This is a genomic window from Thiohalomonas denitrificans (assembly GCF_016841685.1).
In the GTDB taxonomy this organism is placed as follows: Bacteria; Pseudomonadota; Gammaproteobacteria; order Thiohalomonadales; family Thiohalomonadaceae; genus Thiohalomonas; species Thiohalomonas denitrificans_A.
The window spans coordinates 1,748-18,941 of record NZ_JAENYR010000066.1; the positions used below are offsets into that span (position 1 = coordinate 1,748).

Annotated in this window: 10 protein-coding genes; 7 read left to right on the forward strand and 3 right to left on the reverse strand. The window is 60.4% G+C overall.

The annotated features are described in order from the left end of the window. Positions 1-531: 531 nt before the first annotated feature. The 4 genes from Q7L05_RS13210 (at position 532) to Q7L05_RS13225 (ending at position 6,741) form a co-directional block, all read left to right on the forward strand. Complete coding sequence (locus Q7L05_RS13210; protein ID WP_303907484.1) at positions 532-891, forward strand: hypothetical protein; 360 nt, start codon at positions 532-534, stop codon at positions 889-891. 609 nt (positions 892-1,500) lie between these two features. Continuing rightward, entirely contained in the window at positions 1,501-5,352 is a 3,852-nt protein-coding gene (locus Q7L05_RS13215) for a DUF3683 domain-containing protein (protein WP_303907488.1), read from the forward strand. 251 nt (positions 5,353-5,603) lie between these two features. After that, positions 5,604-6,125: a GlcG/HbpS family heme-binding protein gene (locus Q7L05_RS13220; RefSeq protein ID WP_303907491.1), complete on the forward strand. Its 522-nt coding sequence runs from the start codon at positions 5,604-5,606 to the stop codon at positions 6,123-6,125. A 409-nt stretch (positions 6,126-6,534) separates the two neighbouring features. Continuing rightward, positions 6,535-6,741, forward strand: coding sequence for an acetyltransferase (locus Q7L05_RS13225; RefSeq protein WP_303907494.1), 207 nt, complete (start codon positions 6,535-6,537; stop codon positions 6,739-6,741). Positions 6,742-7,076: 335 nt separating this feature from the next. On the opposite strand, the gene Q7L05_RS13230 is transcribed toward Q7L05_RS13225, so the two are convergent. Further along, positions 7,077-8,441, reverse strand: coding sequence for a GGDEF domain-containing protein (locus Q7L05_RS13230; RefSeq protein ID WP_303907497.1), 1,365 nt, complete (start codon positions 8,439-8,441; stop codon positions 7,077-7,079). A 329-nt stretch (positions 8,442-8,770) separates the two neighbouring features. Between Q7L05_RS13230 and Q7L05_RS13235 the strand changes: the two genes are divergently transcribed. Continuing rightward, positions 8,771-10,045, forward strand: coding sequence for a TlpA family protein disulfide reductase (locus tag Q7L05_RS13235; protein ID WP_303907500.1), 1,275 nt, complete (start codon positions 8,771-8,773; stop codon positions 10,043-10,045). 145 nt (positions 10,046-10,190) lie between these two features. On the opposite strand, the gene Q7L05_RS13240 is transcribed toward Q7L05_RS13235, so the two are convergent. Continuing rightward, entirely contained in the window at positions 10,191-11,288 is a 1,098-nt protein-coding gene (locus tag Q7L05_RS13240; RefSeq protein ID WP_303907503.1) for a PstS family phosphate ABC transporter substrate-binding protein, read from the reverse strand. A 233-nt stretch (positions 11,289-11,521) separates the two neighbouring features. On the opposite strand from Q7L05_RS13240, the gene Q7L05_RS13245 reads away from it, so the two are divergent. Next, the gene (locus Q7L05_RS13245) at positions 11,522-12,277 is read left to right on the forward strand and encodes an ion transporter (RefSeq protein WP_303907510.1); all 756 of its coding nucleotides are present in this window, start codon (positions 11,522-11,524) and stop codon (positions 12,275-12,277) included. Between the two features lie 2 nt (positions 12,278-12,279). On the opposite strand, the gene Q7L05_RS13250 is transcribed toward Q7L05_RS13245, so the two are convergent. Then, the gene (locus Q7L05_RS13250; RefSeq protein WP_303907506.1) at positions 12,280-13,071 is read right to left on the reverse strand and encodes a M48 family metallopeptidase; all 792 of its coding nucleotides are present in this window, start codon (positions 13,069-13,071) and stop codon (positions 12,280-12,282) included. Positions 13,072-13,600: 529 nt separating this feature from the next. Between Q7L05_RS13250 and Q7L05_RS13255 the strand changes: the two genes are divergently transcribed. After that, complete coding sequence (locus Q7L05_RS13255; protein ID WP_303907508.1) at positions 13,601-17,116, forward strand: EAL domain-containing protein; 3,516 nt, start codon at positions 13,601-13,603, stop codon at positions 17,114-17,116. Positions 17,117-17,194: the final 78 nt, after the last annotated feature.

The window sequence follows — 17,194 nt, forward strand, 5'->3', positions numbered from 1 at the left end:
GGGAAAGAGGAAAGGGAAAGAGGAAAGGGAAAGAGGAAAGGGAAAGAGGAAAGGGAAAGAGGAAAGGGGGAAGACCCCCGGAATTTCCATGACCTCTCCAAAGGAAACGGAATCGGTACTTCGAAAATCGGGATTTCATCTGCCGGGTGGCGCGGTCCACTCATTCAGCGTGAGGCGATTACCGTACGTCGAAACCTCCGATTATCTTGCTTGCACTGCTTTAACCAAAGGCAGGCAGGCGATTCGACGTTGTCTTCACGCCCCCCGGGATGAACCAATCCTGTTCACCTGATCATCACACTGGACGGCCACCGCTCGGTCAGCCATCTCCTGCAGCATCCGGGCAGGCATTACGTGCGCTGTGGGAATCGACGGCAGCGGCGAACCACCACATTGTGGGCGGGCCTCCAGACACTCATTTTTAAAGCGAATCTAAATAAGGGGTTTTGCGGATAGCGAAACCCTCCGGTTTGTTTTATACCTAGCGCAAACGTTGACTAAAGCGTCTCACAGGGAACGGAGGAAACGGCCATGACTACAGTACGGACACTGATGGTAGGCGCACTCCTTGGGGTATTCCTGATCTATCCCCTGGTGGCCCCGGGTGCCGAAGATGCGCCATTCGATGAGGGTGACGCATTGCGTGCCAAGATTGCGACGGATGTGGTGGAAGGCAATGTCCCGGTGCTCGGCGAGGGCGAGCGTGAACCGGAGATTACAAGGGCCGAACCGGAACGCCGGTTTGTCGCCGGTGGTGAAGAGGAGAGCGTACCGGTGGTGAGCGAGTTCAGTGCCTTTGAGATCGAGGAAGTGGGTGGACTGCCCGCCCATGAGGAAGGTCTGAACCTCACCCATGGTGAGGAGGTTGCGGTACCGACGCTGGAGAAGTAGCCGCCGGGTTGGCGCTCGACCCAGGCGTGTGACCGGTCCCTGGAGGAATCAGGGGGAAACGGTCATGCGCCTTTTCCGTTCCGGCCTCTTCGAGTAGGGCAACCGCATACTGTGAAGCGAGCGGTGTAAGTCCTTGACAGCAGGTCGTCGGCAGCACGCCGCCAGCGATGGCGGCGGTGTTACACAATGCAGGAGCACACTTGTCGAGGGATGCTGCCGTCGAGCGCACACGGAGGAAAGATGATTGCTCCTGCATAATGTTCACTTCCTACATCCCTGTAGGTCGTATTCACAGCGTACCTGCTATCGCAACTGCTCGCCCGGGTGATCACGCACGGCCCGGGAAATCCGTCATCCCCGCGTAGGCGGGGATCCATTTTGAACCATGCTTCTGTCCTCTGGATCCCCGCCTACCCCCCGCCTGCGCGGGGGTGACAGGGGATGACGAGGGGGTGAGTAGTTCCCTGCTATCAAGGACTTATCTCGCTCGCCGAGATCAAAAATAGGACTAGGCGTTGACCCTGGAGGGAAAGTAATCCGTTCATCACTGATGGCCTGCGTCTGTGTTAAAATCCCCGCTCTTTCCTCTCCACCTACGCCCAGGTTTCGATGACTGACTTCGGCACCGCGCGCATCCGCGAAATTCCCTACAACTACACCTCGTTTTCCGACCGCGAGATCGTGATCCGTTTTCTCGGCGAGTCCATGTGGGAGGTGCTGAATCGCCTGCGTGCCGAACGGGTAACAGGCCGCTCGGCACGCATGCTGTTCGAGGTGTTGGGGGACATGTGGGTGATTACCCGCAATCCGTTCATCCAGGACGATCTGATCGAAAACCCCAGGCGTTGGGGGTCTCTGGCACATGCGCTGCACCATCGCCTGGACCAGATCATCGAGCGGGCGCAGGGAAACGAGCAGGCGCTGCAGCTGGCGGAGGCGGCCCGCGCGGCGGTGCGTGATTTCGAGGCGTGGCTTCCGCGGCAAAAGGACCTTCGCCAGCGGGCGCAGAGGCGACTGGCCCGCGTTACCCGCAAGGATAATATCGATTTCGGCGGGCTCGCCCGGGTCTCTCACGCCACCGATGCTACCGACTGGCGGGTCGAGTTTCCCTTCGTGGTCGTCACCCCCGACAGCGAGGCGGAGATGGCCCGGGTGGTTCGCAGCTGCGTGGAGCTGGGATTGACCATCGTCCCCCGCGGCGGCGGCACCGGGTATACCGGTGGTGCGGTACCGCTGCACGCCGACTGTGCGGTAATCAACACCGAAAAGCTGGACTGGGTGGGCAAGCTCGTCATGGCCGAACTGCCGGGGGTGACGGGGCCGGTGCCCACGCTGCACGTCGGTGCCGGTGCGGTCACCCGGCGCGTATCGGAACGGGCCGAGGCGGCGGAGCATGTGTTCGCCGTGGACCCCACCTCCCAGGATGCCTCCTGTATCGGCGGCAATATCGCCATGAACGCCGGCGGCAAGAAGGCGGTCATGTGGGGCACCACCCTGGATAATCTCGCCTCCTGGCGGATGGTGACGCCCGATGCCAACTGGCTGGAGGTGGAGCGGATCGGTCACAACCTGGGCAAGATCCACGAGGTGGACTTCGCCGAGTTCCGGATTACCCGCTACCAAGCGGATGGTAAAACCACCGTCGGCAAGCCGGAGACCCTGAAGATTCCGGGGCCGGAGCTTCGCAAGAGTGGGCTCGGCAAAGATGTCACCAACAAGTTTCTAGGCGGCCTGCCCGGTGTCCAGAAGGAGGGCTGCGACGGCCTCATCACCTCGGCCCGTTTTGTGGTCTATCGCATGCCGGCCCACACCCGGACCGTCTGCATGGAGTTCTTCGGCTCGGACCTGCGCGAAGCGGTTCCCTCCATCCTCGAGACCAAGGAGTATCTAGACGCCAGGGAGGGGGTTCTGCTGGCCGGACTGGAGCACCTCGATGAGCGCTATGTGAAGGCGGTGAACTACAGCACCAAGGCGCCCCGACCCGATCTGCCCAAGATGGTGCTGATCGCCGATATCGTCGGTGAGGAGGAGGACCGGGTGGCGGAGGCCGCCTCCGCAGTGGTCCGCATGGCCAATGCCCGTCACGCCGAGGGCTTCATTGCCACCAGCCCCGAGGCGCGCCACCGTTTCTGGCAGGACCGTGCCCGTACCGCCGCCATCGCCGTTCACACCAATGCCTTCAAGATCAACGAGGACGTGGTGATCCCGCTGGACAAACTGGCGGAATACAGCGAAGGCATCGAGCGTATCAACATCGAGCAGTCGACCACCAACAAGCTCCGGATGATCGATGAAGTGCTCGACTATCTGCAGGGACCGCTGGCGGAACGGCGCCGCGATCCCGACTATGAAGAGAGCGACGAGAGTGCCGCCATCCTGGCGAACAAGACCGAGGCCGCCAGCCTGCATCTGCAGGCGGTCCGGGAGCGCTGGCGGGCACTGCTCGACCATCTCGATGCCGCGGTCGCGGCACAGCGGGATCTGGTCGGCGAGGAGGCCTTTAAACAGAGTCGTCAGGGCGACAGCGTGTTGTCGCTGCTCCAGCGTCGTGAGCTGCGCATCTCCTATCGCCGCGAGGTGGAGAAGCCGCTCAAGGAGATCTATTCCGGCCGGGAGCTGGAGGGCGTCCGCGAGAAGCTGGATGCCATCCATGCCCGCATCCGCGCCAGCCGTCTGTTCGTCGCCACGCACATGCATGCCGGTGACGGCAATGTGCATACCAACATCCCGGTCCATTCCAACGATTACGCCATGCTGCACGAGGCCGAGCGGGTGGTGGACCGGATCATGGCGCTGGCCCAGTCGCTGGGCGGGGTGATCTCCGGCGAGCACGGTATCGGCCTGACCAAGTTCCAGTATCTGGCCCCGGAGGTGGTCGAGGCCTTCGCCGACTACAAGCGGCGCATCGATCCGGAGAACCGCTTCAATCGCGGCAAGTTGCTGCCGGGCTCGGGGCTGGCCAACGCCTGGACCCCGTCCCTGCGGCTGGTGCAGCAGGAGGCCCTCATTCTGGAGGCGAGCGAGCTCGGTGAGCTCAACGACATGGTCAAGGATTGCCTGCGCTGCGGAAAGTGCAAGCCGGTCTGCACCACCCATGTGCCGCGCGCGAATCTGCTCTACTCTCCGCGCAACAAGATTCTTGCCACCGGCCTCATTATCGAGGCGTTCCTCTACGAGGAGCAGACCCGGCGCGGTATCTCCCTGCGTCACTTCGACGAGATGAACGACGTGGCGGATCACTGCACCATCTGCCATCGCTGCAAAAATCCCTGCCCCGTGGATATCGACTTCGGCGATGTCTCGGTGCGCATGCGCAATATTCTTCGCACCCGGGGCAAGAAGCGCCGCAATGCCGGAACCTGGCTCTCGATGGCTTTCCTCAATGTCACCGACCCGGCCAGCGTGCGTGCCATGCGCAAGGGTATCGTCCAGTGGGGCTACGCCGCCCAGCGTCTCGGTTACCGCACCGCCCGATCCCTGCGGCTGATCCGGGACGGACAGCCCCCGCGTGCGACCACCGGCAAGATGGCAGTGACCGAGCAGGTGATCAACTTCGTCAAGCGACCCCTGCCGAACCGGATGCCGACCCGGACTACCCGGGCCATGCTCGGCGTGGAAGACGACAAGGTCGTGCCCATTCTGCGTGATCCGGCCAGAGTGACCGACGACTCCGACGCCGTCTTCTATTTCCCGGGCTGCGGCTCCGAACGGTTGTTTTCACAGGTGGGGCTGGCGACCCTGGCCATGCTCTACGACACCGGCGCCCAGACCGTATTGCCCCCCGGCTACCTGTGTTGCGGTTATCCGCAGAGTGCCTCGGGGGAGAGTGACCGCGGCCACCGTATCTCGGTGGACAACCAGGTGCTGTTCCACCGTGTGGCGAATACCCTCAATTACATGGATATCAAGACGGTCCTGGTCTCCTGCGGGACCTGTATGGACCAACTGATGAAGTATCGCTTCGAGGCGATTTTCCCCGGTTGCCGTCTGCTGGATATCCATGAATACCTGATGGAAAAGGGCGTCAAACTGGAAGGCGTGGAAGGCAAGCAGTTCCTCTACCATGACCCGTGCCACACGCCGATGAAGCAGTACAGCCCGGTCAAGGTCGCCGCCAGCCTGATGGGACAGGAGGTGACGCTTTCGGACCGCTGCTGCGGCGAGTCGGGCACCTTTGCCGTCTCGCGCCCCGACATCGCCACCCAGGTCCGTTTCCGCAAGGAGGAGGAGCTCTATCAGAATATCCGCGCCCTCACCGGTCGTGAGAAGAGCGAGGGCGACGTGAAGATCCTCACCTCCTGCCCCTCCTGCCAGCAGGGTCTGTTGCGCTACACCGACGTCACCGGCCTGGAGAGTGACTACATCGTGGTGGAGATGGCCAACCGGCTGCTGGGCGACGGGTGGCAGGAGCGTTTCGTCGAACAGGCACGCGCCGGTGGCATCGAGCGGGTATTGCTGTAGGAACACTAGGAGCGGCGGGGGTTCTCATGAAGAACTTCCCCTCGCTGTCATTACGAGGAGCCCCGGCGACGAAGTAATCTGGTGTCCTAACAGCGAGATTGCCGCGTCGCTGCGGCTCCTCGCAATGACGGCTAAATGTTCGTCTTTGATTCGGGCCTAGGCAGCAGGGAGCACGGTTCCTGGCGAGGTTCTTCTGGTTGGCTGATGTGCTATAAAGACAGTTAGATTTGAAAGAGGAGTGAATCTTCACCATGCGCAAAGCCCACAAGCTGCTGCTATCGCTGGTCGCCTGCTTAGCCCTGGCCGGCCTGTCCTCGACGCTGCAGGCCGAGGAGGAGCAGCCCCTGATGGTCGATATCAAGCGTCTCTCGATGGAAAGCGCCCTGACCATTGCCCGGGCCACCATCGATCAGTGCCGGGAGGAGGGGGTACAGGTGGCCGTTACCGTCATGGATCGCGGGGGCCATCCGCAGGTCGTACTGCGCGATGTATTAGCGGGGGACCTGACCCTGAATATCAGCCATCAGAAGGCCTATACGGCCCTGTCGTTCAACATGGCGACCTCTGATATGGAGGGACGGTTCACCTCGCCCTTTTCCGTTGGCAAGGTGGACGGGCTGGTGATGAGCGCCGGCGGCCTTCCCATCACCGCCGGCGGCACGATTATCGGTGGTATCGGTGTCAGCGGTGCCCCTTCGGGCGAAACGGATGAGAAGTGCGCCCGGGCCGGCGTCGATGCCATCACCGATGACCTGGAAATGGCGGCCTTCTAGGAGCCTGTCCGAATAGCCGTGGGCTCCAAAATGTAGGTTGGCGCTGAGGAACGAAGTCCAACAGAATCAGCGTTGGGGTTCGCATGACTCACCCCAACCTACAAAAACGATGTTCTTGGACAGGCTCCCAGGCCTTCTAAAGGGGTCCAGGACCTCGAGTAACACCCTGATTGGCTAGAGGTTAGTTGGCAGTAATCCCTTCGGGAGGCCTTGCCGGGAGGCTCAAGGGCACTATCTTTCACTGATGATCAGCAAGGCCACCGATGACACTGAGGGCACCGAAAAGTGAAGGCCGGGACGATGGAGGCCCGGCCGATGCCGACTAGTGTTCCCCGGCGGTTACCGACGCTGCTTGCGTAGACTTGTCAGTGGCAGGTCAGCGCAGGAAATCCATACGATAGGAGGCAACATGTACCTCAAGAATAAAACCAATGGTGATCTGGTCGAAATCCTCGATATTAGCTCCATCATTGATCCGCTGCGTGGCAGCGTCGCAGGCCGTTACCACTCCGGCGAAGAGCTGCAGGAACCCGCCAATTTCGACAAGAGTGACCTGATTTTCCCCTCTGGTGAAAATCTCCCCCGCTGCTGGATCGATCCGCATTACAAGGATTAGGGGCTTCTCCGAGAATAGACTGGCCTGCTCGGCTCGGGCCTCCTCGAGGATAGGTTCCAGACATTCTCTACTACCGCCCATGGCGGCATGCGTTGCTGCAACGACTGTATCCACAGTCGTATTCGCCTCAAATGGCCGAAAAAACTGACTCCCGTCCTGCCCTCGGGACGGTCGCTATTCTCGGACAGGCTGCTAGGAGCGGGTCCGGACCCATTCACAGGCGGTCAGCGCGAATGGGCCTACGCTCCTCGGTACTTCGCCAGGAGGCTCGTCCCGGTGCGATCTTCCCATAGGGATCGCCGCGAGGGCGCGCCTCCTGTCGGTATGCCCTGGTCCTATTCACAGGCCATTACCACGCGGTCGCGGCCGTCCGACTTGGCTTCATACAGGGCGCGGTCGGCGGCATCCACCAACTGTTCGGCCGTCTGGACCGGCAGGGCGGGGTAGGCCGTGACTCCCACGCTGGCGGACAGCGGGAGTTCAATGCCGTCCTCCCGAAAGGGCGTTGCGTTTACTGCCTTTCTCAACCGTTCCGCGAAGGCCTGACAGTCGCTGGGAGTGGCCCCCGGCAGAACGATGAGGAATTCCTCCCCTCCGAACCGGATCAGCAAATCGCTCTCCCGGATCTCACCCTTCAACCGGCGGGTCACCGCAATCAGCACCCGGTCTCCCATCAGATGGCCATATTGGTCATTGATATTCTTGAAGTGATCCAGGTCCACCATAAGGACGCCGAGAGCGTTATCGGTGCGGTGGGCGCGTTTGAATTCCTCTTCCAGCCGTGCCATGCCGAAGCGGCGATTGTAGATTCTGGTCAGTGGATCGAGGGCGGCGGTCTGCCGAAGCTGATCGTGAACCAGCGCATTGTTGAGGGCCAGGCCGAACGAGTGCCGAAACAACTCCAGCAGCCATTCGGTTTCGGGGTCGAACGGTCCGGGAGTGGCCAGGACGACCGTGCCGGGTACTTTGCTGTCGAACAGGGCAGGCACAACGATCAACTCCCGGAGGGGGGGATCCGTCGTCTGTGCCGCGAAACGGACCTTTCCGGGTACTGGAATTTTTTCACACCGCCCACTCGTCAATGCCATCTGCACGTGCCGGCACTTTGCCAGTGCTTCGGCGGCGAGGAGGCCGCGGTGGGCTACCACCGATAGTTGGTTCGGCGGGCCGGCAAGAACCGCACCCGCTATCGCTCCCGTGTGCCCTGTGAACAGTTGAAGGGCCTTATCGCACAGACTCTCCAGCTCCAGTTCGGACGAGAGTATGGTCGAAAACTCACTGGCGGCCCTTGCGGTGTTGTGGCTCCGGAACAGGGCGCCGACGAGGTCGTTGAACGCCCTTGCAGCATTGCCCACGGCGTCATTCGAGTCAGCCGGCACATGGCAGCGCTCGGGGGTACAGTCGGACCAGTCGCCGGTGTAGGTGGCCGTGTTGATGGCGCGCCTGATGTAGTTCATGCGTTCGGCGAGCAGAGACAAGCGTGGCCCGACCATCCTGTGGGCAAATAGCAAGCTCGCCAGGCCGGCCAGCAGTCCGGCCGTCAGTGATGCGCCCCAGAAGAGAGGAGTGAGAGTGTCTCGCGTAGGAAGGCCCAGCGCGTTCACGAATACCGGAAAAGCGGCACCAATCAGCAGGCCCCATATCACCATGCGAAGGCCCAGAGCCAGGAACAGGTTTCGCGGGAGCCGGGACATCGGCATGGGATGTTGTTTTCCTTTGTGGACGCAAAGTCGCATGGATCGCGGGAATGTTGCGCAAACGAGTCCCGGGAGGTCAGCCTAACCGTAAAAACTAGCACAATTTCAAGGGTTGTCTTGCCGAATCGACGTGCGCATCAGGGCAACGCTCCTGCATAATCTTCATTCCTACATCCCTGTAGGTCGTATTCACAGCGTACCGGCTATCAAGGACTTACATCGCTCGCCGGCAAACAAAAATGCGAGCATGCGTCGATCCTGACCTGCACATGGGTGTGGTCCGCAACTCTTGTTATAAACTGGCACCCTTCGAATCCGACTCACGAGGAAAAATGCGGCTTTATCTCTGTTTGCTTTCCCTGTTGGTGGCGCCGGTGGTGGCAGCTGAATTCGCGGAGCCGCTGCTTCTGGATACCGGTGCCGAGATCCCGATCGAGCGTTACTCCGGCATGGATGATGACAATGTTCGCGTACTCTGGCTGCCTGCCGAGGAGGGTCTACAGTCGCAGGAATTGGGCGTTGCGCGTGAACTTGCCACCATCGGCCCTTCGGTGTGGGCCGCCGACCTTCACACCGCCTATTTCCTCGCAGCCGAGCGGACTAGCCTCGAACGGGTGCCGGTGGAGGACATGGTATCCCTCATCGAGGCCGCAGCAGCGGATGTGCAGCGGCTGTTTTTGTTCGCTTCCGGCAGAGGGGCGGCTCTGGCGTTGCAGGCCGTCCGCGCCTGGCAGCGGGATCACCCCGGTTCCGAATGCCTGGCCGGCGTTATTCTGGCCTATCCCAATCTGCAGAAGGGGTTGCCGGAACCGGGCGAGCCGCCCAGCTATCGCCCCGTCGCCACCGCAACGAACCTGCCTCTTTATCTCTTTCAGCCGGCACTATCCGCAAAGCGCTGGCATCTCTCTGTCCTCGCCCAGGGCCTCGCCTCCGGGGGAAGTGACATCTTTCAACATTACCTGCCCACGGTCAGCGACGGTTTCATCAGCCGGGAGCAACCCGACGATGCAGAGCGCACCGTGAATCAACGGATGCCGGCCCTCATTGTCCGTGCCTCCAAGTTGCTCGAGCCTTATGCGGGCCCCCGCCATCCCCCGGATCTACGCGGCGATGACGAAAACAGTTCCGAGCCCGGACCGGCAGCTGGCCTGCGCCCCTATACCGGGGACCCCGTCCCACCCGTGTTGAGGCTGCCGGGCCTGCAGGGGGCATCCTACGATCTGGCGAGCCACAAGGGACGTGTCGTACTGGTCAATTTCTGGGCAACGTGGTGTCCTCCATGTGTCCATGAGATCCCGTCCCTGGGGCGGCTGCAGGAGCGATTTGAAGAGAGGGGCTTTAGCGTCCTCGCGGTCGATGTGGGCGAAGATGAGGCGACCGTGCGCCGTTTTCTCGAAAAGCGGCCGGTTGCTTTCCCGGTGCTGATCGATCTGGAAGGCGAAGCTCTCAACGCCTGGAACATCAGCGCTTTTCCGACGAATTTTCTGATCGATGCGCGGGGACGAATCCGTTACAGCTACTATGGCGCGCTGGAATGGGATGCTCCCGAGGTGATCGCCATTGTGGAGAAGCTCTTGGCGGAAAAGCCAGCGAGCCCTGCTCGATAAACAGCCCCGGGTGCTTCACAGAGGTTGGCGTTCGCGGCTTAGTCACAGAGGCACAAAGAACACCGAGATAAGGTCATCTGGTTTTCTCTGGAGACCCGGTTTCGCAGTGCGGGTTAAAGCCCGACATAGTGGGTGTCGGTGCGTCCTATGGGATGGGTGACGAGGCCAAAAGCACATCTTCGGGCGTCAGGCTGATTTCCGAGCGCTGCAGTTCACTCACTGCGTGTAGTGCGGAAATGGGTACCATCCCAGTCTCCGCGGCCAGGCTTTGGCCGGTCTGGCTATAGACAAAGCGCACCAATTCCCGTTGCAGTACGTCGAGGGCAACCCCCGGGCGGTGGTTGATATAGAGATACAGGTTTCCGGGTGATAGTGGATAACGCGCCTGGAAAAGGTTTTCAGCGGTCGGGAGGATGGGAGCCTCGCCCTCGGTGTGGATGACCGGCACGGGGGAGACGGGACCTCTAAAGGCACTCAGGTTGGCGTAACCGATGCCCCTAGCGGTCCTGGAGACTTCGGCCACGACGGCTTGGGAATCGGGCACCCGTACCATCTCCGGCTGGTAATCGCGGTGATGCAGAATCCGCTTCCGGAACCACTGGTCCAACGGGCTGCCGTTTTCCTGACCATAAGCGCTGATATCTCGCTGCGACCACCCCGCGCCGACCTCGAAGGCATCCCACTTGCGGATCGGAGTGTGGCCATTTCGGGGACGGCGCGAAAAAATCGCCTCCAGCTCTTCCAGTGAAATCCCGCGTTCAACCAGCGGGTTGCCTTTCCGGACCACGACAACCATCGGGTCCATGGCAACCACGATGCCCTGCGGCGGATATCCCCATTCGGTTTCGAAGGCTGCCTGCTCTTCGGGTTCCATGACCTCTTTCAGCAGAGCGACGCGATGGGTCCGCCCGGCCTGCCACCACCACACCGCCGATTCGGATGGCGGTGCCAGGGTCTGGACCTGGAGACGGGACTGCCCGCTGCTGAGTGTGGATGCCCAGAGCTGAGCCAGCTGCAGCGTTTCCCGCTCGGTGACGATGTGCAATTTGCCCAGCCGTGGAGAGTTCGCTGCCTGGAAGTGAGGGAGGCGGGGATCGACCGTGGTCGGGACCGTCGTCACCGGCGGGTCTTCCCGGATGGGCATGGTGATCGTCTCGGGCTGCACCGGCTCCTGACACCCCGCCAGAAGAAGCAATACGGACAGCAGACTGCCGGCTCTGCGGGTCTTTCGATGGATGTGCATGGCACCCTTCCTTCCGTGGATGGGCTGTTGCGTTAATGCTAGCAGTCTATCGGACATAGTCTCGTTTCCCCTTGCCACCATCGGCGGGTCCGGGATTTCGATCTACGTGCACAGCCACCGCATCGGGTAGAATTGCCGGCTCTCGAAGAGGCAGAGGTTAAAAAGTGAGTGAACAGGGTCTGAGGGCCCGGGTTTACGCCCGGGTAGAATCGACGTTCGTCCAGCGCAGCATCATGACACTGATCGCCATTAACGCCGGTACCCTGGGACTGGAGACCTCGCCCGGGGTGATGGCAGTTTTCGGTGACGTGCTGCGAACGATCGACCACCTCGTGTTGACCGTGTTTGTCGCCGAGATCGGCGCCAAACTGTTCGCTAAAGGCCTGCGCTTCTTTCGCGACCCCTGGAACGTCTTCGATTTCATCGTGGTGGGTATCGCGCTGGTACCGGCGAGTGGTCCGCTGGCGGTACTGCGCACGCTGCGGGTGCTTCGTGTCCTGCGGCTGGTGTCGGTCATGCCCCGGTTGCGTTTCGTAGTGGAGGCGCTGCTGCGCGCCGTGCCGGGGATCTCCGCCATCGGTGGGCTGATGCTGCTCCTGTTCTATGTCGCGGCGGTGATGGCAACCGGCCTCTTTGGCGCCGATTATCCCGACTGGTTTGGCGGCATCGGACGTTCGCTCTATTCACTCTTCCAGATCATGACCCTGGAGAGCTGGTCAATGGGGATCGTCCGGCCGGTGATGGAGCAGCACCCCTATGCCTGGCTGTTCTTTGTGCCGTTCATACTGATCGCCACCTTCACCATGCTCAACCTGTTCATCGCCATCATTGTCGACACCATGCAGACGATGCATGAAAAAGAGATGGAGGAGGAGCACGAGGTGATCGGAGAGGTGGTCCACAGCGAATCCGAATCCATTGAAGCCGAATTGCGCGCCATGCGAAAAGAGCTGCGTGCCCTGCGGCGCGAGATCTCCGCAGAAGGCTGAAGCTAACCCGGCGGTTGGCAGTCGGGCCGGATCCCCCGGGCTCGGGCCTGCTGATAGATCTCCATGGCCGCCGGGATTCGTGCCTGGAGGTCACTCATGCGAGTCTTTCCGGAAGGGTGGGTGGAAAGGAATTCCGGCGGCGCGCCGTTGCCCTGCGACTCCATGTGCTGCCAGAATCTGGTGCTTTCGCGCGGGTCGAAACCTGCCTGAGCCATCAGATCCAGACCATAGAGATCGGCCTCTTGTTCCTGTCGTCGCGAGAACGGGAGAATGACCCCGACCTGGGCGCCCATACCCAGCAGGGCGAACAGCTCTTGGCGCTCCGGGCCCACTCCGGTAATCGCCTGCAGCAAGTCCAGTCCGGTCTGGGTGGCGTATTGCGTGGAGACCCGCTCATTGGGATGCTCGGCGAGCACATGGGCTATCTCATGCGCTACCACTGTCGCCAGCTGAGAGGGGTTTTCTGCAATCTCCAGAATCCCGGTGTTCACCCCCAGATTTCCGCCCGGTAGGGCGAAGGCATTGGGTTCGTCGTCCTCGAAAACCGACAGCTGCCATTGCTGCGGTACGGAGGAGGGTAACTGTCGGGTAATGGCATCGGCCACGCATTTGACATAGCTCACCGTCGGGCCAGGTCCCACGGTGGGCTTTTCCCTCTGGATCTCCTGGAAGGCCGTAGCACCCATTTCGGCGATTTGCGCTTCGGGAAACAAAATGAGCTGCTGGCGGCCAAGCGGCGAGGTAGCGCAGGCTACGACAAGAAAACTGATGAATACGACAGTGATTGCACGCACGGGATCTCTCCAGGCTTTTGAGAGAAAGATAGTCCGGATTATACCTCTTGAGGAGAGACGATATCGCGCCGGTCCGACTTGAGCGCAGGGCAACCGCCTACTTTGAAGCGAGCGGTGTCAGTCCTTGACAGCAGGTCGTCGGCAGCACGCCGCCAGGGATAGCGGTGTCAGACAATGCAGGAGCACACTTGTCGAGGGATGCTGCCGTCGGACGTACACGGGATGAAAGATGATTGCTCCTGCATAATCGTCACTTCCTACATTCCTGTAGGTCGTATTCACAGCGTACCGGCTATCAAGGACTTATATCTCATCAAAAATGGGAGTATGCGTTTACCCTGGACTTGAGCGGCTGTAATCAGGCTTGCGAACGCCGCATTGGGAACCGTGTGCAGGCATCGCGACAGCAGTGGCGGATGGCTTCTCTATACTCGGAAAGAGCGGTCGCATTGTGGAGCTGAGGCGCCGGTGCAGGAGTGCCCGTGCCTTCCTTGACTCGTCGACCCGTACACAACCGCGGTCGGAGTGTATGAGCGAACAGAACCGGGCCAGACCTATCTCGCTGGAGACGCGCATTCGGGCCGTAACACGGCAGCTTGCCGAAGCCGAAGGCGGGTGGGTTGGAAAGTCCGGGGGAGTCGATCCCGCAGAAGTGGTATCGCTACTGGCCGATGCCCGAAAAACCTTGAAGGCCTCGGAAGATCGATACCAGCGACTGGCGGCGCGCGCCGGGGCCATCGTGTGCGAAGCGCAGCCCGACGGGACACTGCTTTCACTGAACGATGCGGTTGCCAAAGTCACAGGGTTTCGTCCCGCCGAACTCATCGACCAGGCATGGTGGGACAAGCTTTTTCCGGGCGAATACCGGCGCGGCCTGTGGCGGCTGTATCGAAGACTCCGTCGAGGTGATGTTGAGGGCTGGGCAATCCAGGTACAGAGCAAACACCTCACTCCCGTCACCATTGAGTTGAATACGGCGAATACCTACCACGATTCACGCCTGAAGCTGATCACCATCTTCGGCATCGATGTGACTGCGGAGCGAGTCGCCCAACGGGAAGTCGAACGCATTCGAGAAGAGTTGCAGGAGAAGATTTGGGAGCGCACCGACGCCCTCGAGCGCATCAATGCCGAATTGCAGATTGAAATCATTGAGCGGGAGCAGTTTGAGAAGGCGCTGCGCACGAGTGAGGAGCGTTTTCGCCGGGCGGTCGACAATCTCCCGGCGTTGGTGGCCCTGTACGATGCACAACAACGCATTCGATTTATCAATTCCCGTGCACTGGAGCTATGGGAGCTCTCCGAACGTGAAGTGATTGGCAGTACCGACGAGGAGCTGTTCTCCCCTTCGGTTACCGGGACTTATCTCCCTACCTTGAATCGCGCCCTGCGTACCCGACGCCCCCAATTCGTGGAGGCGCATACGGATATTCGCGGTCGGCCGTTCACCTTCGTCTACACCTATGTGCCTCTGCTTGACCGCCAAGGCAATGTCGAGGAGGTACTCGGTATCGCCTACGACGTGACCGAACGCCGCCGGATTGAAGAGGATCTGCGCATCCGCCATCGTGAACTGCAGACCCTTAACCGCATCTCGGAAATTGCTCTGACGCGCCGCTCTCTGACAGCAGCCTATAACGATATAGCGATTGCCCTCCGGGAAACGACCGAGTTTTCTGCCGTTCTGATTGAGACTTACGATATCGAACGTGACCAGCTGGCCCCGCAGGCGGGGCAGGGGCTCGAAGCGTTGCAAGCAGAACGAAAACCCGATCATACGGCGAGGCAGGTGCTGCGTTCACGAAAGCCGCTGGTGCAGCACCGGCAGCGAGCAGTCAGTGTGCTGGGGCCCGGGCTCCGGACCGTGCTGACCGTCCCGATGGTGGTCCGTGAAACCGTAGTAGGTTTGATTTCGGTTGCCGCTCCCGAAGAGATTGAGGTGGATGAACGCCAGGTGCAGTTGCTGACGGTCACTGCCAACTATGTCGCCGTGATGACCGATCGCCAGCGGGCCGAGGAGGCGCTGCGCGAAAGCGAGGTACAGCGAGAGCGTGCGGAGCAGTTCTCGTTGATCATGGTCGTTCGCACCGGGCTTGATGGCCGCTGGTTGCGCGTTACCCCGCGACTTGCGGCGTGGCTTGGCTATAGCGAAGCGGAGTTGCAGAGATTGCGGGTCCAGGACGTGACTCACCCGGACGATCTAGAGCGGACGGAGGATGCCTTTCAGCGGTTGTGGAGCCGTAAAACCCGCTCCGTGGAATACGAAAAAAGATATCTCACCAAGAGTGGCGACGCGGTGTGGGCGTCGGTCAATATCTCTGTGATCACCGATGCCGAAGGAAAGCCATTGCACTGTCTGGCCTACATCCGTGACATCACCGAACAGAAACACGCTGAAGAGGAGCTACGACTCGCCGCCCGGGTATTCGAGAGCAGTGCCGAGGCGATCATGATCCTCGATAGCGAAAAGCGCATCGTGAATATCAATGGCGCCTTCTCGGAAATAACCGGTTATCGGCGTGATGAAGCGATAGCCCACTCCCCTCGGCTACTGGACTCCGGTAGACATTCGGAAGAGTTCTTTCATCATATGTGGGAACGGGTAGGGCACCATGGCCAGTGGCAGGGAGAACTCTGGGGGCGCCGCCGCAATGGTCAGGTCTTTCCGGCCCTGCTCAATATGGGCAGCGTGCTGGATGATGAGGGCCGGGTGATCAATTACGTGGGGATATTTCGTGACATCACCGAAATCAAGCAGAGCCAGGACCAGTTGGAACGGCTCGCCAACTACGACAGCCTTACCCGGCTTCCCAATCGAAACCTCTTTTACGACCGGCTCAAACACGGGGTCGATCGTGCCCGGCGGGCGAAGAAGCGGGTTGCCATCCTCTTCGTGGATTTGGACAACTTCAAGGTGATTAACGACACCCTCGGACATGACGCCGGTGACGAACTGTTAAAAAAGGTCGCCGACCGGCTGGAACACAGTATCCGGACGGAAGATACGGTTGCGCGAATGGGAGGCGATGAGTTCATTATCCTCCTGGAAGAGGCCGAGGATATCGCCGCGGTTGCCGAGACGGCCCGGCGTATCAATAATTCACTATTTATACCGATGCGCATCCACGGTGAAACGGTCGATATAACCGGCAGCATCGGCATCAGTGTCTATCCGGATGATGGGGAAGACATCGCGGTTCTGCTCAAGAACGCCGATACGGCCATGTATGTGGCCAAGGCGGAGGGCCGTAACAACTATCGTTTTTTTACCGGCGGAATGAATCAGAAGGCGGTAGAACGGCTGAGCATCGAGAGCGCATTGCGCCGGGCCCTGGAACGCGATGAGTTTTTCCTGGTGTATCAACCTCAAATCGAGGTCAGCAGCGGTGCCGAAATCGCGCTGGAGGCTGCTATCCGCTGGAACCACCCCGAGCATGGGGTACTTTCCCCCGATCGATTTATTCCGATTGCCGAGGCCACCGGGCTGATCGATGCCATAGGGGATTGGGTTTTGCACAAGGTCTGCCGACAAATCTTCACCTGGAACCAGACGGGCTCTATTCGACACCGCGTTGCGATTAATCTCTCCGCGCGCCAGTTCCGTCAGCCGCGCATTGCCGAAAACATCATCGCCGCTATCCAGGGACATGGTGTCCAGCCGGGCGACTTGGAGCTCGAATTGACCGAAACCGCGGTCATGCAGGACCCGGAAGCGACCTTCCGGATTCTGTGCACCCTCAAGGAAGCGGGCGTGCACATTACTATCGATGATTTCGGTGTCGGCTACTCGTCGCTTTTCTATCTGAAACGGTTTCCTATCGACAAACTGAAGCTCGATATGTCGTTCGTTCACGACGTGGTGAGCGATCCGGATGATGCTGCTATCTCCAATGCCATTATCGTTATGGCCCACAGTCTCAATATCGAAGTCATCGCTGAAGGCGTGGAGACCCAGGAACAACTGGATTTCTTCGTCAGCCATGGATGCGACGGTCTGCAGGGTTTCCTTGTCAGTCCTCCCCTGCGGGTTGAGCAGCTCTCCTGAAGAACTTGCCCTCGCTGTCATTACGAGGACGCCTACATGGATGTAGGTGGTAGAGCGACGCAGGATGCCAGAGCCGAG

Bases quoted from the DNA above. Each gene is read 5' to 3' on its own strand.
- Q7L05_RS13215 (WP_303907488.1), top strand. From the start codon at position 1,501: ATGACTGACTTCGGCACCGCGCGCATCCGCGAAATTCCCTACAACTAC.
- Q7L05_RS13225 (WP_303907494.1), top strand. From the start codon at position 6,535: ATGTACCTCAAGAATAAAACCAATGGTGATCTGGTCGAAATCCTCGAT.
- Q7L05_RS13235 (WP_303907500.1), top strand. From the start codon at position 8,771: ATGCGGCTTTATCTCTGTTTGCTTTCCCTGTTGGTGGCGCCGGTGGTG.
- Q7L05_RS13220 (WP_303907491.1), top strand. From the start codon at position 5,604: ATGCGCAAAGCCCACAAGCTGCTGCTATCGCTGGTCGCCTGCTTAGCC.
- Q7L05_RS13210 (WP_303907484.1), top strand. From the start codon at position 532: ATGACTACAGTACGGACACTGATGGTAGGCGCACTCCTTGGGGTATTC.
- Q7L05_RS13230 (WP_303907497.1), bottom strand. From the start codon at position 8,441: ATGCCGATGTCCCGGCTCCCGCGAAACCTGTTCCTGGCTCTGGGCCTT.
- Q7L05_RS13255 (WP_303907508.1), top strand. From the start codon at position 13,601: ATGAGCGAACAGAACCGGGCCAGACCTATCTCGCTGGAGACGCGCATT.
- Q7L05_RS13240 (WP_303907503.1), bottom strand. From the start codon at position 11,288: ATGCACATCCATCGAAAGACCCGCAGAGCCGGCAGTCTGCTGTCCGTA.
- Q7L05_RS13245 (WP_303907510.1), top strand. From the start codon at position 11,522: ATGACACTGATCGCCATTAACGCCGGTACCCTGGGACTGGAGACCTCG.